The organism is Kitasatospora sp. NPDC001132, from assembly GCF_053598415.1.
The window spans coordinates 40,406-64,918 of the sequence record NZ_JBSFKF010000020.1 but is presented as its reverse complement, the minus strand read 5'-3'; the positions used below and the strand labels follow the sequence as shown (position 1 = coordinate 64,918).

The 24,513-nt window shown below is 74.6% G+C and carries 25 protein-coding genes; 13 read left to right on the top strand and 12 right to left on the bottom strand.

Annotated features, from left to right (window positions below):
* Positions 1–9: 9 nt before the first annotated feature.
* Both mca and ACWDBE_RS24730 read right to left on the bottom strand, forming a co-directional pair.
* Positions 10–930 carry a mycothiol conjugate amidase Mca gene (gene mca, locus ACWDBE_RS24735; RefSeq protein WP_449809065.1) on the bottom strand — a complete coding sequence of 307 codons (921 nt, stop codon included), beginning with the start codon at positions 928–930 and terminating at the stop codon, positions 10–12.
* A gap of 59 nt (positions 931–989) precedes the next feature.
* Entirely contained in the window at positions 990–2,435 is a 1,446-nt protein-coding gene (locus tag ACWDBE_RS24730) for an MDR family MFS transporter (protein WP_449809064.1), read from the bottom strand.
* A 158-nt stretch (positions 2,436–2,593) separates the two neighbouring features.
* On the opposite strand from ACWDBE_RS24730, the gene ACWDBE_RS24725 reads away from it, so the two are divergent.
* Positions 2,594–3,241 carry a TetR/AcrR family transcriptional regulator gene (locus tag ACWDBE_RS24725; protein WP_449790152.1) on the top strand — a complete coding sequence of 216 codons (648 nt, stop codon included), beginning with the start codon at positions 2,594–2,596 and terminating at the stop codon, positions 3,239–3,241.
* Between the two features lie 56 nt (positions 3,242–3,297).
* Here the strand turns inward: ACWDBE_RS24725 and ACWDBE_RS24720 are convergent, their stop codons facing one another.
* Positions 3,298–3,498: a hypothetical protein gene (locus ACWDBE_RS24720; RefSeq protein WP_449809063.1), complete on the bottom strand. Its 201-nt coding sequence runs from the start codon at positions 3,496–3,498 to the stop codon at positions 3,298–3,300.
* A gap of 206 nt (positions 3,499–3,704) precedes the next feature.
* On the opposite strand from ACWDBE_RS24720, the gene ACWDBE_RS24715 reads away from it, so the two are divergent.
* Together ACWDBE_RS24715 and murQ are read left to right on the top strand one after the other, a co-directional pair.
* Positions 3,705–4,385 (top strand): DUF6445 family protein, encoded by a 681-nt coding sequence (locus tag ACWDBE_RS24715; protein WP_449790150.1) that lies wholly within the window; start codon positions 3,705–3,707, stop codon positions 4,383–4,385.
* 435 nt (positions 4,386–4,820) lie between these two features.
* Positions 4,821–5,726 (top strand): N-acetylmuramic acid 6-phosphate etherase, encoded by a 906-nt coding sequence (murQ, locus tag ACWDBE_RS24710; RefSeq protein ID WP_449809062.1) that lies wholly within the window; start codon positions 4,821–4,823, stop codon positions 5,724–5,726.
* Positions 5,727–5,812: 86 nt separating this feature from the next.
* Here the strand turns inward: murQ and ACWDBE_RS24705 are convergent, their stop codons facing one another.
* Both ACWDBE_RS24705 and ACWDBE_RS24700 read right to left on the bottom strand, forming a co-directional pair.
* Complete coding sequence (locus tag ACWDBE_RS24705) at positions 5,813–6,325, bottom strand: isochorismatase family protein (RefSeq protein ID WP_449809061.1); 513 nt, start codon at positions 6,323–6,325, stop codon at positions 5,813–5,815.
* 25 nt (positions 6,326–6,350) lie between these two features.
* Positions 6,351–6,983, bottom strand: a complete 633-nt coding sequence (locus ACWDBE_RS24700) for a TetR/AcrR family transcriptional regulator C-terminal domain-containing protein (RefSeq protein WP_449809060.1) — start codon at positions 6,981–6,983, stop codon at positions 6,351–6,353.
* Between the two features lie 127 nt (positions 6,984–7,110).
* Here ACWDBE_RS24700 and ACWDBE_RS24695 point away from each other — a divergent pair, with 127 nt between their 5' ends.
* Positions 7,111–8,424 (top strand): MFS transporter, encoded by a 1,314-nt coding sequence (locus tag ACWDBE_RS24695; protein WP_449809059.1) that lies wholly within the window; start codon positions 7,111–7,113, stop codon positions 8,422–8,424.
* A gap of 64 nt (positions 8,425–8,488) precedes the next feature.
* Here the strand turns inward: ACWDBE_RS24695 and ACWDBE_RS24690 are convergent, their stop codons facing one another.
* Positions 8,489–8,686 carry a hypothetical protein gene (locus ACWDBE_RS24690; protein ID WP_449809058.1) on the bottom strand — a complete coding sequence of 66 codons (198 nt, stop codon included), beginning with the start codon at positions 8,684–8,686 and terminating at the stop codon, positions 8,489–8,491.
* A 41-nt stretch (positions 8,687–8,727) separates the two neighbouring features.
* Here ACWDBE_RS24690 and ACWDBE_RS24685 point away from each other — a divergent pair, with 41 nt between their 5' ends.
* Positions 8,728–8,976, top strand: coding sequence for a hypothetical protein (locus tag ACWDBE_RS24685; protein ID WP_449809057.1), 249 nt, complete (start codon positions 8,728–8,730; stop codon positions 8,974–8,976).
* Positions 8,977–9,294: 318 nt separating this feature from the next.
* On the opposite strand, the gene ACWDBE_RS24680 is transcribed toward ACWDBE_RS24685, so the two are convergent.
* Positions 9,295–10,803, bottom strand: a complete 1,509-nt coding sequence (locus tag ACWDBE_RS24680) for a glutamate synthase subunit beta (RefSeq protein ID WP_449790146.1) — start codon at positions 10,801–10,803, stop codon at positions 9,295–9,297.
* A gap of 187 nt (positions 10,804–10,990) precedes the next feature.
* Here ACWDBE_RS24680 and ACWDBE_RS24675 point away from each other — a divergent pair, with 187 nt between their 5' ends.
* Entirely contained in the window at positions 10,991–11,671 is a 681-nt protein-coding gene (locus ACWDBE_RS24675; protein ID WP_392883525.1) for a response regulator transcription factor, read from the top strand.
* Complete coding sequence (locus ACWDBE_RS24670; RefSeq protein ID WP_449790145.1) at positions 11,668–13,071, top strand: HAMP domain-containing sensor histidine kinase; 1,404 nt, start codon at positions 11,668–11,670, stop codon at positions 13,069–13,071. The genes ACWDBE_RS24675 and ACWDBE_RS24670 overlap by 4 nt, the downstream gene beginning before the upstream one ends.
* Before the next feature lie 87 nt (positions 13,072–13,158).
* Here ACWDBE_RS24670 and ACWDBE_RS24665 read toward each other — a convergent pair whose 3' ends face one another.
* Positions 13,159–13,485: a hypothetical protein gene (locus ACWDBE_RS24665; protein ID WP_449790144.1), complete on the bottom strand. Its 327-nt coding sequence runs from the start codon at positions 13,483–13,485 to the stop codon at positions 13,159–13,161.
* 408 nt (positions 13,486–13,893) lie between these two features.
* Here ACWDBE_RS24665 and qcrB point away from each other — a divergent pair, with 408 nt between their 5' ends.
* Positions 13,894–15,516, top strand: a complete 1,623-nt coding sequence (gene qcrB, locus ACWDBE_RS24660) for a cytochrome bc1 complex cytochrome b subunit (protein WP_449790218.1) — start codon at positions 13,894–13,896, stop codon at positions 15,514–15,516.
* A 95-nt stretch (positions 15,517–15,611) separates the two neighbouring features.
* Here qcrB and ACWDBE_RS24655 read toward each other — a convergent pair whose 3' ends face one another.
* On the bottom strand, positions 15,612–15,941 hold the full coding sequence (locus ACWDBE_RS24655; protein WP_449809056.1) for a hypothetical protein: 330 nt from the start codon (positions 15,939–15,941) through the stop codon (positions 15,612–15,614).
* A 276-nt stretch (positions 15,942–16,217) separates the two neighbouring features.
* Between ACWDBE_RS24655 and ACWDBE_RS24650 the strand changes: the two genes are divergently transcribed.
* Positions 16,218–16,832, top strand: a complete 615-nt coding sequence (locus ACWDBE_RS24650) for an acyl-CoA-like ligand-binding transcription factor (protein WP_449809055.1) — start codon at positions 16,218–16,220, stop codon at positions 16,830–16,832.
* Positions 16,833–17,183: 351 nt separating this feature from the next.
* Positions 17,184–17,615 (top strand): YchJ family protein, encoded by a 432-nt coding sequence (locus tag ACWDBE_RS24645; protein WP_402411664.1) that lies wholly within the window; start codon positions 17,184–17,186, stop codon positions 17,613–17,615.
* A gap of 20 nt (positions 17,616–17,635) precedes the next feature.
* On the opposite strand, the gene ACWDBE_RS24640 is transcribed toward ACWDBE_RS24645, so the two are convergent.
* Entirely contained in the window at positions 17,636–18,427 is a 792-nt protein-coding gene (locus ACWDBE_RS24640) for a polysaccharide deacetylase family protein (protein WP_449809054.1), read from the bottom strand.
* 445 nt (positions 18,428–18,872) lie between these two features.
* Here ACWDBE_RS24640 and ACWDBE_RS24635 point away from each other — a divergent pair, with 445 nt between their 5' ends.
* Positions 18,873–19,412 (top strand): GNAT family N-acetyltransferase, encoded by a 540-nt coding sequence (locus tag ACWDBE_RS24635; protein WP_449809053.1) that lies wholly within the window; start codon positions 18,873–18,875, stop codon positions 19,410–19,412.
* A 9-nt stretch (positions 19,413–19,421) separates the two neighbouring features.
* Here ACWDBE_RS24635 and ACWDBE_RS24630 read toward each other — a convergent pair whose 3' ends face one another.
* Positions 19,422–20,339: a carbohydrate kinase family protein gene (locus tag ACWDBE_RS24630; protein WP_449790139.1), complete on the bottom strand. Its 918-nt coding sequence runs from the start codon at positions 20,337–20,339 to the stop codon at positions 19,422–19,424.
* 497 nt (positions 20,340–20,836) lie between these two features.
* Here ACWDBE_RS24630 and ACWDBE_RS24625 point away from each other — a divergent pair, with 497 nt between their 5' ends.
* Positions 20,837–22,393, top strand: a complete 1,557-nt coding sequence (locus tag ACWDBE_RS24625; RefSeq protein ID WP_449809052.1) for a M1 family metallopeptidase — start codon at positions 20,837–20,839, stop codon at positions 22,391–22,393.
* A 237-nt stretch (positions 22,394–22,630) separates the two neighbouring features.
* The gene (locus tag ACWDBE_RS24620; protein WP_449790138.1) at positions 22,631–22,870 is read left to right on the top strand and encodes a hypothetical protein; all 240 of its coding nucleotides are present in this window, start codon (positions 22,631–22,633) and stop codon (positions 22,868–22,870) included.
* A 26-nt stretch (positions 22,871–22,896) separates the two neighbouring features.
* On the opposite strand, the gene ACWDBE_RS24615 is transcribed toward ACWDBE_RS24620, so the two are convergent.
* Positions 22,897–24,474, bottom strand: coding sequence for a sigma-70 family RNA polymerase sigma factor (locus ACWDBE_RS24615; protein ID WP_449809051.1), 1,578 nt, complete (start codon positions 24,472–24,474; stop codon positions 22,897–22,899).
* Positions 24,475–24,513 lie beyond the last annotated feature (39 nt).

The following is a 24,513-nucleotide window of genomic DNA, read 5'->3' as shown; positions in this document are numbered from 1 at the left end:
CCATGAGGCTCATCCCGCCCCCGCTTCCGCCCCCACCCGGAGCCCGGCGAACAGGTCGCTCTCGATCCCGCCCGCCGGGGCCGCCCCGGCCGCCGCGCCGACCTCCGGCACCAGGCTCCGGGCCAGGTGGTAGTCCTCGGTCGGCCAGACCTCGCGCTCGATGTCCCGCGGGTGGGCCATGAAGGCCACGCCCGGCTGGACCTGGGTGGCGTGCGCCAGCAGCGCCGCGTCCCGTACGGCGAACTGCTCGGCGCACGCGATCCGGGTGGTGGTGGCCAGGGCCGGCGGGGTGTCGGGCCAGCCGGCGAGCAGCTCCCCCATCTCCGAGGGCACGCCCCGTTCCGTCATGCCCTCGTGCAGGGCCTGGAACCAGGCCCGGGAGAGCGCCAGGTGGTAGTAGAGCTTGGACACCTGCCAGGGCTCGCCCAGCTCGGGGTGGAGCTCCGGGCCGGCGGCGGCCTCGACGGCCGCCACGGTGACCCGGTGGGTCATCACGTGGTCCGGGTGCGGGTAGCCGCCGGTCTCGTCGTAGGTGATCACCACCTGTGGGCGGAACTCCCGGATCAGTGCGACCAGCGGTGCCGCCGCGAGCTCCACCGGCTCGGCCGCGAAGCAGCCCTCCGGGAGCGGTTCGTCCGGCCCGGGCATCCCGGAGTCGACGAACCCGAGGAACCGCTGGCGCACGCCGAGGATCTCCCGGGCGGCCGCCATCTCCTCGCGCCGGACGCGGGCGAGGTCGGCCCGGACCTCCGGCCGGTCCATGGCCGGGTTGAGCACCGAGCCGCGCTCGCCGCCGGTGCAGGTGGCGACCAGGACGTCCACCCCCTCGGCCGCGTACCGGGCCAGGGTGGCCGCGCCCTTGCTGGACTCGTCGTCGGGGTGCGCGTGCACGCTCAGCAGGCGCAGACCGTCGGGGTGACGGGTGAACACGGGTGCCTCCAGGGTCTCGGTGGCCGGGAAGCGGCCGGTGATCGGGACGCGGCCGACGGTCAGTCGGCCCGGCGGGTGTTCGGGTAGAGCAGCGCCGGGGCGATGGCGAGCGCGGAGAGGGCCAGCACCCACCAGAAGGTCTCGCCGAAGGCCGCACCCGGTTGGCCCGGGTGCCCGCCCTGCGCCTGCTGGAGCGCCAGCGTCAGCACGGCGGTGCCGAGCGCCCCGCCCACCCGGTTCAGCACGTTGACCGCACCCGCCGCCGCGGGCACCTGGTCCTTCTCGACGCTCCCGTACACCACCGCCAGGCCCGGGATCGCGATGATCCCCATGCCCGCGCCGCGCAGTGCCAGCGAGCCGGCTATCAGCCAGTCGGCCGGTTCGGAGCCGCTGCCCAGCTGGGTGAACGCGACCGTGCCGACCAGGGAGCAGGCGATGCCGATCATGATCAGTGGACGCGGCGCGAAGCGGTCGGTGATCCGGGCGGCGAGCATCGCCGTGACCGCCGTGCCGAGGGCCTGCGGCGCCAGCAGCAGGCCGGCCTCCACCGCGGTGGCGTGCTTCACCTGCTGGTAGTAGAGCGGTACCAGGAACATCGAGCTGTAGAGCGCGGCGCCCTGGAGGAAGCTGTTGGCCGTCGCCACGGCGAAGCCGCGCCGGGCGAACAGCCGCAGGTCGATCAGCGGCGTCCGGACACCGCCGCGCCCCACCCGCAGCGCGTGCCGGCCGTAGAGCGCCACCAGCACCACGCCCGCCACCAGGGCGACCCTGCCGGCCGTCGCACCGTCACCGATCGTCGCGAGCCCGTAGACCAGCCCGGTCAGACCGGGCGAGAGCAGCACCAGACCGGTCACGTCCAGCTGTGGCTTCGGAGCGTCCGACGCCTCGTCAGCCGGCAGCCAGCGGGCGGCGAGCAGCAGGATCACCAGCCCGACCGGCACGTTCAGCAGGAACATCCACCGCCAGTCGAAGTGCTCCAGCACCAGCCCGCCGAGGATCGGCCCCAGGACCGGAGCCAGGCTGATCGGCAGCATCAGCGTGCCCATCACCCGCCCGACCCTGGAGGGCCCTGCCGCTTGTATGATGATCGCCTGGCCGAGCGGTTGAATCATCCCGCCGCCGATCCCCTGCAGCACCCGAAAGGCGATCAGACTGCCCGTCGACCAGGCCAGGCCGCACAGCGCCGATCCGAGCACGAACAGGACGACCGAGGCGAGCCACGCCCGTCGGCCACCGAAGCGACCGGCGGCCCAACCCGAGAGCGGCATGGTCAGCGAGATCGCCAGCAGGTACCCCGTGGCCACCCACTGCACCGCCGCGATCGAGCTGTGCAGATCGCGGCCGACGGAGTCGATGCCGACGTTGACGATCGTGCTGTCCAACAGCGCGAGCACCGGCCCCAGCGCGAGCACCCCGCCCATCTTCCACAGGCCCGGCGGAATCGGCTCCGACGCCTCCCCCCGGACTCCTCCCGGCCGGCCCTTCGCGGTGACGGATGTGCTCATGCGCCCTCCCCTGGTCGCCCTCGAGCGAGCCGCCCCCGAACGCGGACGCCCACTCGGGCAGCCCTTCCGGCCGCCCGAGGAGAACTTAGGACGGACCCATCGACTGGGTCAAATCAAATTTCTGTGCCCGACCCAGTGAACTGCGCTACGCTCCCCCCATGACCGAATCCGGGACCACGCCGACCCTGCGCGAGCTCAACAAGCGCCGCACCCGCGAGGCGATCTCGCACGCCGCGACCAGACTCTTCATCGAGCGGGGCTTCGACCGCACGACCATCGCCGAGGTCGCGGCCGCCGCGGGCGTCGCCAAGATGACCGTCACCAACCACTTCCCGCGCAAGGAGGACCTCTTCTTCGACCTGCACGAGGAACTCGTCGCCCGGCTCGCCGGAACCGTCGCCGGGCGCGCGCCGGGCGAGTCCGCGCTCGCCGCGCTGCGCCGCGACTGCCTCGCCGGCCTCGACCGGCACGACGCCCGGCTCGGCTTCTCCGGCCCCGACTTCGCCCGCACCGTCTTCGACAGCCCGGCACTGGCCGCCCGACTGCGCGAGCTGCACGAGCAGGGCGAGACGGCACTCGCCGAGGCACTGGGCGAGGCGGTGCACGAGAGACCCGTCGGCTTCGAGTGCCGGGTCGCCGCCGCGCTGCTCGCCGCCGTCGACCGGGCGGTGTTCGCCGAGGTGTTCCGCCGCACCCTGGCAGGCGAGGAGCAGTCGGCGATCGCCGCCGCGGTGCGCCCCTCCGCTGTCCGGGCCTACGACCGGCTGGAGGGCGCCCTCGGGGCCTTCGCCGTGCGGGAGGCCTGAAGCCCGCCCCGGCGGGCCGCGACCGCCGCCGCCGCCGCCGGTCCGGTCCGGTCCGGTCAGCGGCAGTTGTCGTTCGAAGGGCTGCAGAGCCCGACATCCCCGACGCCCGGCAGGTCGGCGGTCCTCTGCCGGAGGAGGTCGAGTTCGGCGGCGGGAGTGCGGATGTCGAAGACGACGGTGAGGGTGCCGCCGGGTACTGCGCCGACCTCTCCCAGACTGACGGACGTGGCACCGTGGCCGAAGCCGTCAGCCGGCACCGACAGAATCCGGGCCGCCCGCGGCACCGGCCGACGCACGCTCGAAGCCTCCACGGCAACCCCCACATTGAACACGTTCAAATCAATGGCGGCGCCACGGTACCGGACGCACCCCCACGCCAACCGCCCCAGGTCGGCGCACCCTTGACGAAAGGTTGACCTGCTCACGGCAGAAGATTGACGATCGCCGCCTCTATCGTCGGCCCATGCCCTCACAGCCCATCAGGCCCACCGCCCTGCCGGTCCTGCCCTACCGCAAGCCCACCCGGGGCCGGGACTACTGGGTCCTGGACAACGTGCTGTCCGACCCGGACGCCGTCCGCGAGCGCTGCCTGGCCCGCGGGGACTGGACGGAGGGCTACCCCCACCGCCCCGAGACCTGGCCCGGACTGCGCACCATGCCGGGCCTGGAGCCCGAGGAGCTGGCCCGGGTCGAGTCGCTGGTCCGCAAGGCCACCGGCGCCTCCCGACTCTGGGTGCAGAGCACCCCGGGCGGCGGCACGCTCAACCACAACTGCGTCCAGGTCGTCGGCGCCGGCGAGTCCGAGTCCCGCCCGCACACCGACTCCCGCGCGCTCTGCCGCTACGCCGCCGTCCTCTACCTCAGCCCCGGCGCCCCCAAGGACGCCGGCACCAGCTTCTACCGCCAGCAGTTCCCCGGCGGGCGCCTCGGCGGCAACCTGGTCGACGCCCCCCACAACAACCTGGTCGAGGCGCTCGGCACCCGCCGGGTGCCGGCCGACCACTTCACCGAGGACGTCCGCGTCCCCAATCGCTACAACCAGCTGCTCCTCTACCACGCCAACCTGATCCACAGTGCCACCGGCTACTACGGCACCGAGCTGGCCGAGCGGCGGATGACGGCGGTCTTCTTCTGGATGGCCTGACCCCGCACGCCGCCTCCGGGCGGGCTGCCGACACCCCGGGACGACCCGCCCCGAGACGACCGACCCACCCATCAGCCGCCCCCCCGGCCCCGACGTACACCGGGCTCGCCCTGGTCAGCGCCGCCGCCGGCCGGGCCGGCTCCCCCGACCCGATCCGGGGGAACTCCCGGAGCAGCTCGCCGATCCGCTCCGACTCGCCTCCGGCCTCCTCCCGCAGCCGCCGCAGGTCACCGTCCCGGCGGTCGAGCAACAGCTCGACCCCCTGGCCGGGCGCGGTGGCGGTGCTCTCGTCGTAGCGCACGTGGTGGGCCCGGCCCAGGGCCGCGATGAGCGTCCCGCGCCTGGCGTCGGCCGCCTCGCACCCGGAGAGGCTCGCCGCATGAGCGGGCGAAGCACGGGGGTGCACCCGGCCGGAGGCTGGGGAAGAACATCGGCATGAGCCGTGACGCCGTACCCGCGACCGAGACCGTCCGCCCCGACTGGGCCGCGATCGACCAGCTGCCCACGGTCGAGCTGCTCCGCCTGATGAACGCCGAGGACCGCACGGTGCCCGTCGCCGTCGCCGGGCAGCTGGAGCGGATCGCCGCCGTGGTCGACGCCGTGGCCGCCGGGATGGCACGTGGCGGTCGGCTGGTCTATGCCGGCGCGGGGACGGCCGGGCGGCTCGGCGTGTTGGACGCCGTCGAGTGTCCGCCGACCTTCGGCACCGATCCGGCACTGGTCGTCGGTCTGATCGCGGGCGGGAGTTCGGCGGTCACGGCGGCCGCCGAGGGCGCCGAGGACCGCACGGACCTCGCCGAGGCCGACGTGGCCGCGCTCGCCCTCTCCCCCGCCGACACCCTGGTCGGCATCTCCGCCTCGGGCCGTACGCCCTACCCGCTGGCCGCCGTCCGGGCGGCGCGGGCGGCCGGGGCGCTGACCGTCGGGCTGGCGTGCAACCGGGGGTCGGCGCTCGCGGCGGCGGCCGAGTTGGGCGTCGAAGTGGAGGTCGGCCCCGAGGTGTTGGCCGGATCGACCCGGCTCAAGGCGGGCACGGCGCAGAAGCTGGTGCTCAACCTGCTGTCCACGGCCGTGATGGTCCGACTCGGCCGGACGTACGGAAATCTGATGGTCGACCTCCGCGCCACCAACGACAAGCTGCGCGACCGCGCCCGACGGATCGTCGCCGAGGCGACCGGTGCCGACGAGGTTGCGATCGACCGCGCCCTGACCGCGACCGGCGGCCGGGCCAAGGACGCGATCCTGTCCCTGCTCGCGGACGTGGACGCCCCCACCGCCGCCCGCCTGCTCAAGGCCTCGGACGGACGGCTGCGCGAAGCCCTCCGCCACGCCCGGCCGTAGCAGCGCCCCTCCCGCCACGCCCGGCCGCGGCGGCCCCCTCCGCAAACGCCCGGCCGCGACCTCACGCTGACCTCACGTCCGCCGACTCACCCCACCCGCACGTCCGCCGCCGCGACGACCTCGCCGAGGCGCGGAAAGTCCAGCTCCACCGACGCCCGGTGCTCCTCCGCCGTGAGCGCGGCCATCGCGTCCTCGACGAACACCAGCCGGTACCCGTGGTCGCCGGCCGCGCGGGCGCTCGACTCCACACCGAGGTTGGTGGCGATCCCGGTGAACACCAGGGTCTCCGCACCCCTCGCCCGGAGCAGCTCGTCCAGGCCGGTGCCCTGGAAGGCCCCGATGGTCCGCTTCACCACGACCTCGCCGGCCGCCGCCGCGACCTCCGCGACCAGCCCGCTCCCGGGCGGCTGCTCGGTGACGTTCGGCCGCTCGACCCGCACCGCGACCACGAGCGCGCCGACCGCCCGGAACCGCCGGGCCAGCTCCAGTGAGGCCTCCACCACCTCCGAACCGGTGCGCGGCGCGAGCGGGTTGGCGACGATCCGGTCCATCAGGTCGATCAGGACCAGGGCCGTGCTGCGAGGATCAACGGTGGTCATGGGCGTCACGCCAGCCCATCGGACGTCAGGCTCCCGCCTCCCGTGCGATCTCCGCCCGGAACCCCTCGATCAGCACCCGCAGCCCGTACTCGAAGTCGGCGTCGTGGTCGGTCATCCGCAGCACGTCGACCGCCTCACGCAGCAACGGGAGTTCGCGCAACGCCTCGTCGGGGAACGGCGACCGCTCACGGTCCGCGGCGTCCTGCCGCCAGGCCTGCTCCTCCGTGACCCAGCCCATGATGTACCGGTCGACGGTCAGCAGCAGCCGCAGCGCCGTGCGCGGGCGCAGCCCGGCTCCGCACAGGGCACCCAACTGGGCCTCGACCGCCGGAAGTTCATCCTCGGTTGGCAGGGTGCCGGCGTGCACCCGGGCGCCGTCGCGGTAGGCGAGCAGGGCGTTCCGCTTGGCGCGGGCGTCGGCGGCGATCCACTCGGGCCAGTGCGCCGGGTCGGGTTCGCGGTCGGGCGGGAGGGCCTCGGCGAGCATCGCCTCCGCCATCAGGTCGAGCAGTTCCCGCTTGCTCTTGAAGTGCCAGTACAACGCCGGTGACTGGACGCCGAGTTCGCGGGCGAGCCGGCGGGTGGTCAGCCCGTCGATGCCCTCCTCGTTCAGCAGGCGCAGCGCCGTGCGCACCACCTCGTCGCGTTGCAGCGCCATCCGATCGACCTCCCGGGTTATCCGCTTGCCAGGCCACCTTATCGCCGATAAGTTCCCGAGCTGGAATTTATCAGCGATAAGGACGACCGTCGCGACGCCGACGGCCGTTGAAGGGATCCCACCCCTCATGACCTCCGCACCGACCCCGACCCCAGGAACGGACCCGACCCCAGGAACGGACCGCTTCTGGTCCCGACTGCTGCCGAACACCGCACCCTGGCGATCCTCCAAGGACTTCCGGCTGACCTGGACCTCCGGCACGGTCACCCTGCTCGGCTCGATCTTCACCATGACGGCGATCCCGCTCCAGATCGCCGACCTCACCGGCTCACCCCTGGCCGTGGGCGCGGTCGGCGCGGTCGAGCTCGTGCCCACCGTCCTGTTCGGCCTCTACGGCGGCGTCCTCGCCGACCGTGCCGACCGCCGCACCGTCGCACTGGTCACCGAGGTCGCACTGGCCGCGCTCAGCGCCCTGCTACTGGTCAACGCGCTGCTCGGCGCTCCCGCCGTCTGGCCGCTCTACGTCGCCGCCGGACTGGCGGCGGCACTCCAGGGCGTCCAGCAGCCCTCGGTCGAGGCGATGGTCCCCCGGCTGGTGCCCCAGGACCAGCTGGTGGCGGCCGGGGCCCTGCTCTCGCTGCGCTGGAGCATCGGCGGCGTGGCCGCCCCGGCGGCGGCCGGCCTGCTGATCGCCACCGCCGGCGTCCCCGCGGCCTACCTGGTCGACCTCGGCACCTTCCTGCTCTCGATCGCCCTGCTGGCCCAGGTCCGGCCGGTTCCCTCGGCGCGGGACGCCGAGGCGCCGCGGCTCGCCGAGTTCCTCGACGGCGCCCGGTACGCGGCCCGACGGCCCGATCTGATCGGCACCTACCTGGCCGATCTCGCCGCCACCGTGTTCGCCCTGCCCACCGCGCTCTTCCCGTTCCTGGCCGCGGAGCTGGACGCCACCTGGGCGCTCGGGCTGCTCTACTCGGCCGGCGCGGTCGGCGCCCTGATCGCGGCCGCGACCGGCGGGTGGGCGGAGCGGGTGCACCGGCACGGCCGGCTGGTGCTGCTCTCCGCCGCCCTGGTCGGAGCGGCAACGGCCGCGGCGGCGTTCACCCCTGGCCTGTGGGCCGTCCTGCTCTGCCTGACCGTCGCGGGCGGCGCGCACTGGATCGGCGACACCTTCCGCAGCGCCATCTGGAACCAGTCCATTCCGGACGAACTCCGGGGCCGTGCAGCCGGGTTGGAGATGCTGATCGGCTCCGCCGGGCCGGCCCTGGGCGACCTGCGGGCCGGCGGGCTCGCCGCCCGGCAGGGCATCCGGGCGGCCCTGCGCACCGGCGGGCTGCTCTGCCTCGGCAGCTCGGCCGCGCTGTCCGCCGCGCTCCCGGCCCTCTGGCGCTACGACCGGCGAGCGCACCGCACCGAACCCGCCCTGCCGGAGCCGACCCCGTGACAAGCCCGTACACGCCACCCGACGAACAGCCGCTCGTCCACGACGAGCTCGGTCCAGGACGAACTCAGTCCGGGACGAGCGCCTCGGCATGCCGGCCGATCAGCTGCCCCAACACCCGGACGTCCTCGACCCCGCGCTTGGGCAGCACGGTCACCACCCCGGGCTCCTCCGCACCGGCCAGCAGCAGGAACAGCTCGCGCGTCTCCAGGAAGTACCGCTGCTCCGGCCAGCCGAGCAGGGTGTCCGAAGCCTCGTGGCTCACGAACCACCCCGCACTCGTCCAGCAGGACCCGGAACTCGCCCTTGTCCGCCACCCTCCGCACCACCCGGCGCGCGTGCCTCCGGCTCGGTGCGAACAGCACCCACAGTGCGCACACCAGCAGCAGCGCGGCCGGCAAGAGTGCCGCCCCGCCGACCAGGGCGAGCAGCCCGGCACCCGCCGCCGCGCCGGCGGACACCGTGCGCCTGGCGTTCCGCGACCGGCGCCCGGGCGCCGTGTGCCGGGACAGCACGGCGAAGGCCTCCCGGAAGTCGGCGGCCGTCGGGGTGTAACGGACCTCGACCGACGTCACCGCCCACTCGCGCTCACTCACGCCCACGTCTTCCGACCCCCGTACGCCCGACTCCTGACACCGACGTCGCCGGATCGTAGCAAAGGCCGTACGTACCCGACTCACCCGTCCGCGCTCTTCCGACGGTCGCACACCCGCCCGCTGACCGACCGCCGCGCCCTGCGGCCGGCTCACCTCGAGCCGGTCGCCGGGGAGTTCGGCCTCCACCGCCTGCCGCTCCCCTGCCCGCGCCCACGGACCCATCACCGGCACACGACCACCTCAGCGCACGACCACCCCGCCGGGGCCGCCGCCCGCCTCACGCCGTGAGCGCCCGCGCCGAGGCCCGGATCGGCGCCGGCAACTCCGTCCACCCCCGCAGGTACCGGTCCACCGCCGCCGCCACCGCCCGCCCCTCGGCGATCGCCCAGACGATCAGCGACTGCCCGCGCCCGGCGTCCCCCGCGACGAACACGCCCTCCGCCTCCGTCGCGAAGCCGTCGTCCCTGACCAGGGTGGACTCCGGACCGGTGGCGAGGCCGAGTTGGGCGAACAGCCGCCCGTCCGGCTCCGGCCCGGTGAAGCCCAGCGCGAGCAGCACCAGCTGGGCCGGGAGCCTGCGCTCGGTGCCCGCCCGCGGGCTGCGGTCGGCGGGCTCGGCCTCGGCGATGCGGACGGCGGCCAGCCGACCGTCCGGGCCGGGCTCGAAGGCCACGGTGACCGCCGCGAACACCCGGGGCCCGGCCGCCGCGGCGCCGGACTCCTCGTGCGAGGTGGTCTCCCGGTACACCTTGGGGTGCACCGGCCAGGGCTGCCCGGAGGCCCTGCCCTGCGGCGGCCGCGGGTTGATGTCCAGTTGGGTGACCGAGGCGGCCCGCTGGCGCAGCGCCGTCCCCAGGCAGTCGGCCGCCGTGTCCCCACCGCCGACGATCACCACGTGCCGCCCCTCGGCGGACAGCGGCGAGACCGGGCAGTCGCCCTCGTCCACCCGGTTCGCCCAGGTCAGGTACTCGATGGCCTGGTGCACCCCGGGCAGGTCCCGCCCGGGCACCGGCAGGTCCCGGCAGGCCGTCGCGCCCACCGCGACCACCACCGCGTCGTACTCGGCCCGCAGCTCCTCGCCCGGGACGTCCCGGCCGACCCACACCCCGGTGCGGAAGGCCGTGCCCTCGGCCCGCAGCTGGTCCAGCCGGCGCTCCAACCGGTGCTTCTCCAGCCGGAACGACGGAATGCCGTACCGCAGCAGTCCGCCCGCGCGGTCGGCCCGTTCGTACACCGTGGTGGCGTGCCCGGCCCTGGTGAGCTGCTGGGCGGCGGCCAGCCCGGCCGGGCCGGAGCCGATCACCGCGACCCGCCGCCCACCGGCCCGCTCGGGCAGCCGGGGCGCGTCCCAACCCGCCTCCCAGGCCCGGTCGGCGATCGCCAGCTCCACGTTCTTGATCGTCACCGCGGCGCCGTCGATCGCCAGGACGCAGGCGCTCTCGCAGGGCGCGGGGCAGAGCCGGCCGGTGAACTCCGGGAAGTTGTTGGTCGCCAGCAGCCGCGCCGCGGCCGCCCGCCAGTCGGCTCCCGCCGCCCCCGCCCCTGCTTCCTCACCCGCCCCCGACTCCGCCACCAGCCGGTTCCACTCCGGCACCAGGTTCCCCAGCGGACAGGCGCTGTGGCAGAACGGCAGCCCGCAGTCCATGCACCGCCCCGCCTGTCCGCCCACCACCGGCAGCAGAGCCCCCGGCCGGTACACCTCGTGCCAGTCCCCCAGTCGCTCCCGAGCGTCCCGCCGCGCCCGCTCCGCGCGCGGGGTGGTGAAGGGGGCCATCCGGTCTGCCATCGCGGCCTCCGGCAGGGCGTGCCGACTCGGACCCGGCGACCCACCCGGCGGTGCGCCACCGTACGGCCACCGTACGCCCGCGAAGCACCACGCAAAAGCGGCGGCCGTCGCGGACCGGCCAGGAGCGGGCCCGGACACCCCGACCCCGCCGCGAACCGTCGTGGACACGCCAGGGAGAATCTCCGCCATGACGCACACCGTGCTGATCGCCGAGGACGACCGGGCCATCCGCGACTCGCTCGCCCGGGCCCTGATGCTGGAGGGCTACCGGGTGCGGGTCGCCGCCGACGGCACCCAGACCCTGGCCGTCCTCGCCGAGCAGCGCCCGGACGTCCTGGTGCTCGACGTGATGATGCCCGAGCCGGACGGCCTGGAGGTCTGCAGACGGCTGCGCGCGGCCGGCGACCGCACCCCCGTGCTGATGCTCACCGCCCGGGTCGAGGTGCCGGACCGGATCGCCGGCCTCGACGCCGGCGCCGACGACTACCTGGTCAAACCCTTCGACGTGGACGAGCTGTTCGCCCGCCTGCGCGCCCTGCTGCGCCGCCACCCGCCCGCGCCCACCGGCGAGGTGCTGACCGTCGCCGACCTGCGGATCGAGCCGCCCGCCCGGCGCGCCTGGCGCGCCGCCCAGGAGCTCGAACTCTCCCGCACCGAGTTCGACCTGCTGGAACTGCTCGCCAGGCACGCCGGCGCCGTCCTCGACCAGGCCACCCTCTACGAGCGGATCTGGGGCTACGACTTCGGCCCCGGTTCGAAGAACCTCGCGGTGTTCATCGGCTACCTGCGCCGCAAGCTCGACCGCCCCGGCCTGGCGCCGCTGATCCACACCGTCCGCGGCGTCGGCTACACGCTGCGCGAGCCGTGACCGGCCCGGCCCGCCGCCTCCCCGGCCAACCACGCCTGCCGCGCCTGCCACGCCCCGGCCTGCGCACCACCCTCGCACTGGCCTTCGCCGCGATCGCCGCGCTGGTCGCGGTGCTGATCGGCGCGCTCGGCTACCACGCCGCCGCCCGGCTGATCCGGGACGACGAGACCGCCGACTTCGGCGCCGCCGTCGACTCCGTCGGCCGGCAGGTCCAGCGCGAGGCCCTCTTCCCCGGCGACTTCGCCGGACCGAGCGGCCTGAGCGCCGACCTGGTCCGCCCGATCCGGGTCACCACCCAGTCGCTCGACCCCGACGGCGCGGTGCTTCCCGGCACCGCCCGGCTCGACCTGCCACCGAGCCCGTCCGACCAGGAACTCGCCCACGCCGACCAGCCGGGCCGCACCTCGATCGGGCTGCGTCACCAGCACGACGAGGGCTACCGGGTCGGTGTGGTCTCGCTCGGCGGCCGGCGCGGCGCGGTCCAGATCATCCAGCAGGTCGGGCCCACCGAGGAGCTGCTGGCCACCCTGCGGACCCGCACGGTGGCCCTGGTGGCGGTCGTCGCGGTGCTCGCCGGCGGGGCCGGCCGGCTGCTGGCGCGGCGGATCACCGGTCGGCTGGTCCGGCTCACCGACGCGGCCGAACTGGTCGCCGCCAGCGGGAGGTTGGACGTCCCGGTGCCCGCCGCCGGAACGGACGAGGTGGGCCGCCTCGGCCGGGCCTTCGACCGGATGCTGGGCCGGCTGGCCACCGCCAGGGAGAACCAGCGCCGACTGGCCCAGGACGCCGGACACGAGCTGCGCACCCCCCTGACCAGCCTGCGCACCAACCTCTCGGTGCTGCCCAGCCTGGACCGGCTGCCGCCCGCCGAACGCGCCGCCCTGATGGCCGATCTGGCCGAGGAGGCACGGGAGTTGACCCAGCTGGTGGAGGAACTGGTGGCGCTCGCGGCGGACAGCAGGGCGGACGAGCAGCCGACCGAGGTGATGCTCGCCGACCTGGTCCGGGAGGCCGCCGCCCAGGCCCGGCGGCGCAGCGGCCGCGAGGTCCTGGTGGACGCGGACGGAACCGTCGTCACGGCCCGGCCGGACGCCCTGGCCCGCGCGGTGGGCAACCTGCTGGACAACGCCGCCAAGTTCGACCCGGCCGGGACCGGCCCGATCGAGGTGGTGGTGCGCGGCCCGCGGGTGGAGGTGCGCGACCGCGGCCCGGGCATCGACGCGGCCGACCTCGACCGGGTCTTCGACCGCTTCTACCGGGCCACCGCCGCCCGCAGTCTGCCCGGTTCCGGGCTGGGCCTGGCCATCGTGGACGAGGTGGCCCGCTCGCACGGCGGGACGGCCTTCGCCGCCAACCGGGACGGCGGCGGCGCGGTGATCGGCTTCACCCTCGACGGCTGAGCGCGCGTACGGGCCCGGCGCCCGAAGCGGCGGGCCCGGTACGCGCATCACCGGGCCCGGCGCGTACGACACCGGGCCCGCCGCCGCTCACCCCCACCACTGCTCCGGCACGGGCTCCGGCTCGGACGACTCCGGGACCGTCACCGGTTCGGCGTAGCGCACCAGCAGATCGCCCGCCTCCGTCCCGGCGACGAGATAGCCGCACTCGCGCAGCACGACCGCGGCCGCGCCGCTCAGCGCCGCCAACGCCTCCCGGGAGGGCGGCCCGCCCGGCTCCGCGCCCGGAGTCCAGCCGACCACCACGCCCTCGGGGTGACGGTCGATCCACAGCGGTGAGGGACCCGGTCCGAGGTCGAACCCGGCGCGGGCCAGGGCCTCGGTGACGTCCTCGAAGAGTTCACGGTGATCCACCATTGGCGCAGCGTAGGCCCCGGACGGTGCGACCCCCGGGCGCGGCGCGCGCCGAAACGCTTCAGTGGCACTCGACCGCAGCATCGGCACCCGTTGGGCCGAGCGGCGGCCAGCCGATCGGGCGTCAGGGCCCCCCGTCCGGCCCGACACGCGCGGCCGGACGGGCCGATGGACGTGCACAGTCGGCCCCCTGCCGACAGCATGACAGAGTAAGCGCTCCATCACCCTGAGCAACGAGTCCAGCGGAACACCTGGTCCGCGCGCCGGTCCGGCCGGCGGGCCCGTATCGAGAGGTCCCATGATCACAACACTTCGCCGGCCGGGGTTCGCGCCGGCGGGTCTCCAGCACGGCAGGCCGAGGACGCCGGGGAGCCCGTCGTGAGAACCGACCAGCAGTCGCAGCCGGGACCGGTGACCACCACGCGCGCCAACCCCGCCAACGGGGCCGAGGCGCTGGCCGACTGGACCGACGGCCGGCTCGGCATCTACTCCCTGGCCAAGTCCAATCTGCGCAAGATCTTTCCCGACCACTGGTCCTTCATGCTGGGCGAGATCGCGCTCTACACCTTCGTCATCATCATCCTCACCGGCGTCTGGCTGACCATGTTCTTCACGCCGAGCATGGGCGAGGTCGTCTACGACGGGACGTACGTCCCGCTCCGGGGCATCCCGATGTCCGAGGCCTACTCCTCGACCCTGAGGATCAGCTTCGACGTGCGCGGCGGCCTGCTGATGCGCCAGATCCACCACTGGGCGGCGATCGTCTTCGTCGCCTCGATGCTGACCCACATGATGCGCGTCTTCTTCACGGGCGCGTTCCGCAAGCCGCGCGAGATCAACTGGATCTTCGGCGCGCTGCTGCTGATCCTCGGCATGTTCGACGGCTTCATGGGCTACTCGCTGCCGGACGACCTGCTCTCCGGGACGGGCATCCGCTTCATGGAGGGCGCCATCCTGGCCATCCCGATCGTCGGGTCGTACCTGCAGTTCTTCATCTTCGGCGGCGAGTTCCCGGGCACCGACATCATCCCCCGGCTGTTCACCGTCCACGTGCTGCTGATCCCCGGGATCATGGTGGGCCTGCTCGCGGCGCACCTGATCCTGGTCTTCTACCACAAGCACACCCAGTTCGCCGGGCCCGGCCGGACCAACCAGAACGTGGTGGGCATGCCGCTGATGCCGGTCTACATGGCCAAGGCAGGCGGTTTCTTCTTCCTGGTCTTCGGCGTGGTCGCGGTGATGTCGGCGATCGCCACGGTCAACCCGATCTGGGCCTACGGCCCGTACCGCCCGGACCAGGTCTCCACCGACGCCCAGCCGGACTGGTACATGGGCTTCTCCGAGGGCCTGATCCGCGTGATGCCCGGCTGGGAGATCAGCGTCTGGGGCGGCCACACCCTCAACCTCGGGGTGTTCATCCCGCTGATGGTCTTCCCGCTCGTGCTGCTGGTCATCTGGTGCTACCCGTTCCTGGAGGCCTGGATCACCGGGGACCGGGGCGAGCACCACATCGCCGACCGGCCGCGCAACGCCCCGGTCCGCACCGCCTTCGGCGCCGCCTGGATCGGCCTCTACCTGCTCCTGCTGGCCGGCGGCGGCAACGACCTGCTGGCCACCCACTTCCACCTCTCGATCAACGCGATCACCTACGCGGTGCGGATCGGCTTCTTCACCGTGCCGGTGGTCGTCTTCGTGATCACCAAGCGGTGGTGCCTGGGCCTGCAGCGGCGGGACAAGGAGAAGGTGCTGCACGGCCGGGAGACCGGCGTCATCAACCGGCTCCAGCACGGCGAGTTCATCGAGGTGCACGCCCCGCTGCCGCCCGGCCGGCTCTACACCCTCACCTCGCACGACCAGCCGCAGCCGTCCGAGCTGCCGCCCGAGGTGGACGAGAACGGGGTGCCCCGCAAGGCCGGGCTGTGGACCCGCACCCGGGTCAAGCTCTCCCGCGGCTTCTACGGCAAGCACAGCCAGATCACCAAGCCCACCGTCGAGGAACGCGAGGAGATCACCAGCGGCCACGGCCACCACTGACCCCTCCCCCGGACACCGGAAAGGGCCCGCTGTGCCGTTGCCGGCGCAGCGGGCCCTTTCCGGTGTCCGCCCCGGCCCGTGGGCCGAGGGCCCGCTCAGCCCCGCAACACGGCCGGGACCACGGCGAACAGCGCCGCCGCCACGGTGACGGAGAGGCAGAGCGCCGCCCAGCGGGCGCAGATCCGGCGGCACTCGACGCGGTACCGGGCGGCCAACCGGCGGCAGCGCTCGACCGCGCGGTCGACGACCTCCTCGGCGTAGCGCAACCGGTCGGCGGTGTAAGCCTGTTCGAGGCTCTCCCGCTCCGCCGCCGGCAGCCAGGGGAACTGCGCGGCGAACGCGCGGGCGTCCCGCTCGGCCGCCGCGACCTCCGCCTCCCACGCCAGGAACCCCTCGATGCGGGCGAACGCCGCCCGGGAGTTCACCCGGGCACCGGCCCCGGCGGGCCTGCCCTGACGAGGGGTCCGCGCTCTCGGCGGACGCTGTCTGCCACCCATGACCGCTCCTCCAGTCCTGTCGAGTCGTCCCACCGGAAAGCCTGCGGGGTCGGGCTCCCGACGGGGATCGCTCCGCGACCACGCAACTACTACCAGCGACAAACCGCAGGTGGCGGGCGGCTCGCCACAGGCCGTACGGTCGGGAAGAACTTGCGTGCCGCGCACTGTTGCGCAGCGCGCACCTTCTGCGGAACGGTGGCGCCCGTGACGAACGGGCAGCCCGGGCTACGGGAACGGAAGAAGGCCGCGACGCGGGAGGCACTCGGCCGGGCGGCCCTGCGCCTGGCGGTGGAGCGGGGGCTGGAGAACGTCCGGGTGGAGGACATCGCGGCGGCGGCCGGGGTGTCCCCGCGCACCTACAACAACTACTTCTCCAGCAAGGCCGAGGCGATCGTCTCCCGGTACCGCGACCGGATCCTGCGGGCCGCCGAGGCGCTGCGGGGCCGCCCGGCGGAGGAACCGCTGTGGGAGGCGCTGACCCACTCTCTCGTCGCACCGTACGTCGGCGCGCCGGAGGGGCCCGACCCGCGGTGGGCCGCCGCCGTACGGCTCCTTCTGCGCGAGCCCGCGCTCCAGGCCGAACTGATCCGCGGCGGCGCGGCCGTCCGGACCGAGCTGGCCGCGGCGGTGGCCGCCCGGACCGGGACCGACGCCGACCGGGACCTCTACCCGAAGCTGGTCGCCTCGGCCGCGCTCTCAGCACTGCAGGTCGCCAACGAGCACCACCTGACCGCCGACCCGGCGGTGCCGTTCCAGCCGCTGCTCACCGAGGCGCTGCGGCAACTGACGGCCGGACTGCCGGACCCGTCACAGGCGTGAACCCACCGCCTCCGGGGGGACCTCGACATGACCGACGACGTCGTCGTCGGCGGTGGCGCGGGACCGCTCGGGCGAGCAGAAGACCAACAGCCTGGTCGGCCCGGTGCTCCGGCTCTTCGGCGAACTGCCGGCACACCCCGACAACCTCGGCCGGATCGCCGCGCTGTGGCCGGCAGCGACATCCGCTATGACCGCTGCGCACGTGGTTCGGCCCCGCCGACTCCTGAGCACGGGCTCCTGGCCGCCGAGCGCGGACGGGCCTGGTCCTCGGCGCGCCGAGGACCAGGCCCGTTGCCGTCGTGCACGGGGCGGCCGGGGGAGCCGCCCGACGCGTGGGGGACAATGGGCGGCATGTCCCGACGTCGTTCCGCGCCCCGCACCGCCGCGCCCCGGCTGCTGCCCTCCTCCCCCTGCCCGTGCGGCCTGCCCGCCACCTACGGCGACTGCTGCGGCCGACTGCACCGGGGCCAGACGGCGGCCACCACCGCCGAGTCCCTGATGCGCTCCCGGTTCAGCGCCTTCGCCGCACAGGACGAGGCGTACCTGCTGCGCACCTGGCACCCGGACACCCGGCCCGCCGAGGTCGACTTCGACCCGGGGCTGCGCTGGACCGGGCTGGAGGTGGTCGCGACCACCGAGGGCGGCGCGTTCCACGCGGAGGGCACGGTCGCCTTCCGGGCGCACTGGACCGAGGGCGGGGAGCAGGGCGTGCTCACCGAGAACAGCCGCTTCGTGCGGCACGAGGGCGCCTGGGTGTACCTCGACGCCCTCTCGCTCGGCTGAGCCGCCCGCGACCGGCGCCGCTAGAGGTAGTCGTCCAGCCGCGCCAGCGCGAACCCCTGCGCGGTGGCGTCGTCGACGACCTTGCGCAGCAGGTCCGGCATGGAGGCGTTCCAGATGTCGACGCCCCGGAAGTGGGTCAGGATGATGTCGCCCGGGTGCAGCTTCTGGTCGTCGTAGCGCCACTCCATGTGGTCCGGGAAGGCCTCCTCGTTCCACAGCGGCACCGCCTGAACCCCGCAGGAGGCCGCCGCGCGCAGGGTGTCGTCGTTGTACTCGCCGTACGGCGGCCGGAACAGCCGGGGGCGGACGCCGATCTGCTGCTCCAGCTGGTCCTGCTGGTTGCAGATCTCCTCGTGCTGGGTCTCGTAGTCCAGGACCTTCAGGTTGCGGTGGTTGATCGTGTGGTTGTTGATCTCCACGCCCTGGGCGTGCAGGTCGCGGAAGTAGCCGTAGTTCTCGCGGACGAGGTAGTCGGAGACGTAGGTGCTGAGCGGGATGCCCAGCTCCCGGGCCATCCGGGAGAACTCGGGGTCCTTCTCGTCCCCGTCGTCGACGGTCAGGAAGACCACCTTGTCATTGGTCGGGACCCGGTAGACGACGGGCGGGCGGCCGTCCGCGAGCTTGACGCCCTGCCCCTGGGTGAGCTCGACCCTGGTCGTCGGGCGGGGCGGGGCCTTCAGCGGCGGGCGCTCCAGGCCCCAGCGCCGGGCGGCCTCCTGCTCGGCCTGGGCGGCCGTCTCCTGACGGGCCATGGCATCGCCGCTGTTCTCCTCCTCCTTGCCGGCCGTGCCGGGCAGCCGGGGCGGCGCCACGGGCGGGGCGCCCGCGTGGTCGGGGCCCTGGCCGGCGATCTCGGCGACGGGCGCGGCGTTCGCGTTCCCGTCGACGGCCGGGGCCGGCTTCGGCCCGGCCGGAGCGGCGCAGCCGGCGAGGACGGCGGAGAGGCAGACGGCGGCCAGCAGTCCGGTCCGTGCGCCGGTCCGCCCCCGCCGACTTCCCCTCAGATCCCCTCTAATCCGACAAACTGATGGTCTGTTCATGGCTGCACTGCTCCCCCGCCGCGCAATACCGCCAACCCCCTCGTCACTCGCACGGGGCAACGACGCACCGGAGGCCTTGCCATTCCTTTGCCCGGGCGGCGGGCGATCGGGTGGCGGGCGGCAGGGCGCGCGGACGGGGCGGACGGGGCGGACGAACGGATGGGGCCGCCGGGAAAACCGATTGCGACGACGGCGCCGTGAAGTGGACCATGCGCGCATGACGAACAGCGCGCAGCACCGCCCAGGCTCCTGGACCGTCGCCACGGCCGACGTGACCACTCCCGAGGCCCTGGACCTGCTGCGCGAGTACTACTACGACGTGGCCAACCGCTACTACCGCCTGCACTTCGACCGGGAGGGCACTCCCGAGGAGCTGGAGTCCGGCCTCGCCGGCTCCCCCAGCGACGACCTCGCCGCCCCGAGCGGCCTCTTCCTGATCGGCCGCCACGACGGCGTCGCCCACTCCTGCGCCGGCCTGCGGCGACTCGACGCCACCACCGCCGAACTCACCCGGGTCTTCGTCCGCCCCGGCCTGCGCGGCACCGGCGGCGGCACCGCACTGCTGACCGCCGTCGACCGGGCCGCCCGCTCCCTGGGCGCGGACCGGATCGTCCTCGACACCCGCCTCGACCTGGTCGAGGCCCGCGCGCTCTACCTGCGGAACGGGTACCGGGAGATTCCCGCCTACAACAGCGGCCCGTACGCCCAGGTCTGGTACGGGAAGGAGCTCACCGCCCTCGCCCAGCAGGGAGGTTGAGACAGGCCCTTAGTCGACACCCGCCTCGGAGCGGGGCTGTGGCCCGGCCGTCAGCGCCGCCGCGAGTTCGGCCGCCGAGGGCGGGTTGGCGCCCGGGCGGGCGACGGTCAGCGCGGCCGCCGTCACCGCGTGGGTGAGACAGGTCGCCAGGTCTGCGCCGACCGCGCGGGCGTGCAGGAAGGCGGCCATGAAGGAGTCGCCGGCACCGACGGTGTCCGCGACCGGCACCGGGCGGGCCGCGGCCTCGGCGCGGCCCCCGTCGGCGGTGCGGGCGAACGCGCCCTCGGCGCCCAGGGTCACCGCGACGGTGGCGGGGCCGAGCGCCAGCCAGCGCTCGGCGACCGCCTCGGGCCGCTCCCCCGGGTAGAGCCAGGCCAGGTCCTCGTCGCCGGCCTTGACCAGGTCGCTCAGCGCCACCCAGCGCTCGACCCGGCGGACGGCCTCGGCCCGGTCGCCCATCAGCGCCGGGCGCACGTTCGGGTCGTAACTGATCTGCGCCCGCCCGCGCCAGCGCTCCACCAGCGCCCGCACCGAAGCGGCGCCGGGCTCGGTGACGGCCGCGATCGAGCCGAGGTGGATCGCGGCGGGCGGCTCGGCGGGTTCGGTGGGCGGGAGCGTCCAGCGGATGTCGAAGGTGTAGTGGGCCCGCCCCTGCCCGTCCAGTTCCACCACCGCCGAGGGCGTCCGGTCGACCTCGGCCGCCAGCACCCGCACGCCCGCCGACTCCAGGTGCCGCCGGATCAGCCGGCCGTTGGCGTCCGGCCCCAGCTCGGTGAGCAGCGTGGCCGGGCGGCCGAGCCGGGCCAGGCCGTAGGCGACGTTCGCGGGGCTGCCGCCGGGGTGCACCCGGTCCGGGGCCGCACCCGATCGGACGATGTCGGCGACGCACTCGCCGATCACCAGAACGGGCGAAGCGGGGCTGGTCACGGCGGCTCCTGACATCCGGTGCGCGGGCATCCTCGGACAGCCAGCCTACGGGCTGGGTCAGGGGGAAGGGCGTCAGGGCAGAGAAGTACGGCCGCCGGACCTGGCCAGGTTTTCCGACGGCCGTGGCTCGTCCGTCAGGGGACGATGCACTACTGACCTTAGACCGCGGTCCGGGGGCGCCGCCATCACCGTACGCCGTCCGGGGGACCACGGTGTGTCGCCGGCACCGCCCCGATCACGCCCGGGGCTCCACTAGCATCCGTGGCCAGGCTCTCCCGTCCCGGCGGCTCCCCGCCTCCGCTCCCGGCCGTGAAGCGCGGTGATCACCCTTGCCCAAGGTCCGCCTGCCCAGGCTCCGCTCGCTCAAGTCCCGCCTGTTCGGGCCCGGTTCGTTCAGGCCCCGTTCGTTCGGAACCCGCTCGTGCGGAACCCGCTCGTGCGGACCCCGCTCGTGCGGAACCCGCGCCAGTCTCGCGCTGTCGCTCGCGCTCGGCGCGGTGCTGCCGTCCGCGAGCGCGCCGACGGCCGGCGCCACCGGCGGGCTGGGCGATCCGGTCTTCCCCTCGCTCGGGAACACCGGGTACCGGGCGCTCCGGTACGACCTGGCCTTCGACTACCGCGCCGACACCCGGACGGTGGACGGCACGGCCGTGCTCACCGTACGGCCGGACCGCGTCCTCGCCCGGCTGGAGCTGGACGCGCTCGGACTGACCGTGCGCGCCGTCCGGGTCGACGGGCGGGCGGCGCGCTTCGCGACCCACGACGAGAAGCTGACGGTCACCCCGGCCAGGCCGTTCCTCCCGGGCGCCGTCACCCGGCTGACCGTCGAGTACACCGCCGACCCGCGGGCCCGGCTGCCGCACACCGGCTGGGTCCCCACCCCGGACGGCTTCGCGGTGGCCGGCCAGCCGAAGAGCGCGCACACCGTCTTCCCCTGTGACGACCACCCGAGCGACAAGGCCCGGTTCACCATCGCGGTGACCGCCCCCGATGCCCTCCTGGGCGTCGCCAACGGGGAGTTGACGGCCACCGAGCGACTCGGCGACGGCCGCACCACCCGCCGGTACGTCTCCCGCGAACCGATGGCCACCGAGCTGGTCCAGGTCTCCGTGGGCGACTACACGGTGCGCGAGCGCACCGGCCCGCACGGCCTGCCGCTGCGCGACGTCGTGCCGACCGCCCGCGCCGCCGAGCTGGAACCCGCGCTCGCCCTCACGCCCGGCCAACTCGCCTGGGCGGAGGCCCATCTGGGGCCGTTCCCGTTCGAGACGTACGGGCTCCTGCCGGCCAACTCGGACGATCCGGCCGCGTTCGCCTTCACCGGACTGGAGACCCAGACGCTCACCCTCTACAAGCCGAACTTCCTGCGGCAGGCGGAGCCGGCGATCGGCTCGCACATGATGCACGAGGTGGTCCACTCCTGGTTCGGCAACAGCGTCTCCCCCGCCCGCTGGTCCGACCTCTGGCTGAGCGAGGGCCACGCCGAGTTCTACGAACTGGTGTACCGCTACGAGCACGGGTGGCCGGAGGCCGACGGCAGCACCACGCTGACCGACCGGATGCGCCTGCTCTACGGGCTGGGCGACCGGTGGCGGCACGACTCCGGGCCGGTCGCCTCCCCCACCGCCGCCGACCTCTTCGGCGGCCAGCGGTACAAGGGCGGCGCGCTGGTGCTGTTCGCGCTGCGGGAGAAGGTCGGGGCGGCGGCCTTCGAGCGGATCGAGCGCGTCTTCCTGGACACCCACCGGTACGGCAACGCGACCACCGGGGACTACGTGCGGACGGCCTCGGTGGTCTCCGGGCAGGACCTGCGGGGCTTCCTCGACGACTGGCTGTACGGGCTGCGGACGCCGCCGATGCCCGGGCATCCGGACTGGGTGGTGAGCCCGGTGGGTCCGGCGGGGCAGGCGGGGCAGGCGGGGCAGGCGGGGCAGGCGGGGGCGGCTCCGGGGGGCCAGGTGCCCGCGGCGCCCGTCCCCGGGGCGCCGGCTCCGGAGGGTGGGGCCGCAGGGGCGGGCGGGCCCGTGGGGGCGCGGGGCTCCGGAACGCTCTGACGGCGCGGCTGGGGCCGCTGGTGCACGCCCGGCGCGCCGCCGTGCGTCCGGTCGCGCGTCGCGCGCCCCTGACCGGCAGGGGCGGGTGGGGCCATGGTGGTTCCCACGGCCCGCCCGCCGCCCGGCAGAGTCCCGGTCGGCTCGCGGGCCGTCCAGACGTTCCCGTGTGCGCCCGCCTGTGAGCGGGCGCGCACGGACCGGCCGTAACCCTTCCGGCGCAGCCTCGTTGGACCGGCCATGAAGAAGCGCAGCATGCTTGCCGTGGCCTCGATCGCCGTGGGTGTCGTCGCCTCCCTCACCGCGCCGAGTGCGCACGCCAGTGCCCTGGGCGGGCAGGAAGGGCTGCCCCGCCCGCTGAGCAGTGCCCCGGACGTGGTGCCCGGGCAGGTCGGCGACGCGGGTGGTGTCCTCGGGGAGGCCACGGGCTACGCGACCGGGTCGGCGGACGGCCTGGTGGCGGTCGCGCCCCACGCGTAGCCCCCACCCGTAGCCCCGCGTGGGGCTCAGGGCATCGGGGCTCCGAGGTCCTGGGTCCAGTAGGGCGTGCCGGCGGAGTTCGTGGCGAAGCCGACGCCGACGTCCTTGAATCCGCAGTCGAGCATGTTGGACTGGTGGATTCCACCGTCCATCCAGCGGGCGAGGACGGCGGCCGGGGTGGTCGGACCCCGGTCGAGGTTCTCCCCCCACTGCGACCAGCGGTACCCGGCGGCGGTGATCCGGGTCTCGGTCCGGACGCCGTCCGGGGTGACGTGGTCGAAGTAGCCCCGGGCGGCCATGTCGTCCGCGTGCTTCTGGGCCGAGCCGTGCAGTCTGGGATCGATCCGCAGCGGGGCGCAACCGGCCTTCACGCGTTCGGCGTTGACCAGGTCCACCAGTTGGCGCTCCGGGTTGGGCAGCGGTGTCGCGGAGGCGGTACGGGTCGCGGTCGGCGTCGGTGTGGGCGTCGCCGTCGGTGACGGGCTCTCCGCGGGTACCGGGGTCGGCACCGGCGTGGCGGCGGCGGGTGCGGCCGCGGCCGTCGGGGCGTCCTGGGCCGCGGCCGGGGCGGTGGGCTCCGGTGGCGTCGGCCGCGGCGGCTCACCGGCCTGCGGCCACACCAGGGCGAGGGTGGTCACGGCGACGGCCGCGGCCGCACCGCTCACCAGCACGGCCTTGCGGGCCGCGGTGCCGGCCCAACCGCCGTGGCCTCCCGCTCCGGCGTGCGCTCCGGCGCCCGTGCCCGCTCCCGCGCCGGAGCCCGCACCGGCGGCGGCCGTCGCGGAGGCGACGGAGGCGGCGGTGTGCTGGAAGTGCAGCAGCACGGGCGCGTCGAGCGGGATCGGCACCAGGGCGAGGCCGGCCAGCAGCCCTTCGGCCGGGAACAGGTCCCGCCCGAGCCCGCCGCAGTCGGCGCAGTCCCGGATGTGACGGGCGATGCGCTTGCGCCAGACCGAGTTCGGGGTGCCGTCGAACCCCGCGGTGAGCTCGGTCAGCCCGGGGCAGCGGGGGTAGGCGCAGAGCGCGCGGACGACGATGCGGCCCGCTTCGAGCTGCTTCTTCATCCGCTGCACCCGCACCGCGGTGTGCTGCGGGCTCAGGTCGAGGGCCTCGGCGAGTTCGGCGCGGGTCAGTTCGCCGGCGGCCTCCAGCCACCAGAGGGCGAGCAGTTCGCGGTCGTCCGGGTCCAGCCAGCGGGTGGCCTCGGCCACTTCGCGGCGCTGGCCGGAGAGGCCGAGGCGCAGGATGGTCAGGTCGGTGAAGTCGGCCCGGGGGTCGGCGACCTCCCAGGTCTCGTCCAGGCCGCCGACGGTCGGCTGCTGCTGGCCGGCGGTGTGCCGACGGCGCACCTGGTTCATGGTGATGGCGACCAGCCAGGAGCGGAAGGCCTCCGGGTCGCGGAGCCCGTCCAGGCCGTCCAGGGCCCGGATCATGGTCTCCTGCGCGACGTCGTCCACGTCGGCGTGGCCGCCGAGGGCGCGGCCGGCCACGTTGTAGACGAGCGGCAGCCAGGCGGCGACCAACGCCTCCCGGGCCTGCCGGTCGCCTGCCTGCGCCGCGAGCACCAGGGTGGTCCCGCTCCTGTTCTGCACATCAGCGTTCATTGTCCGCACTCCGTCTTGCCGTCTATCCGTCCGCCGCTG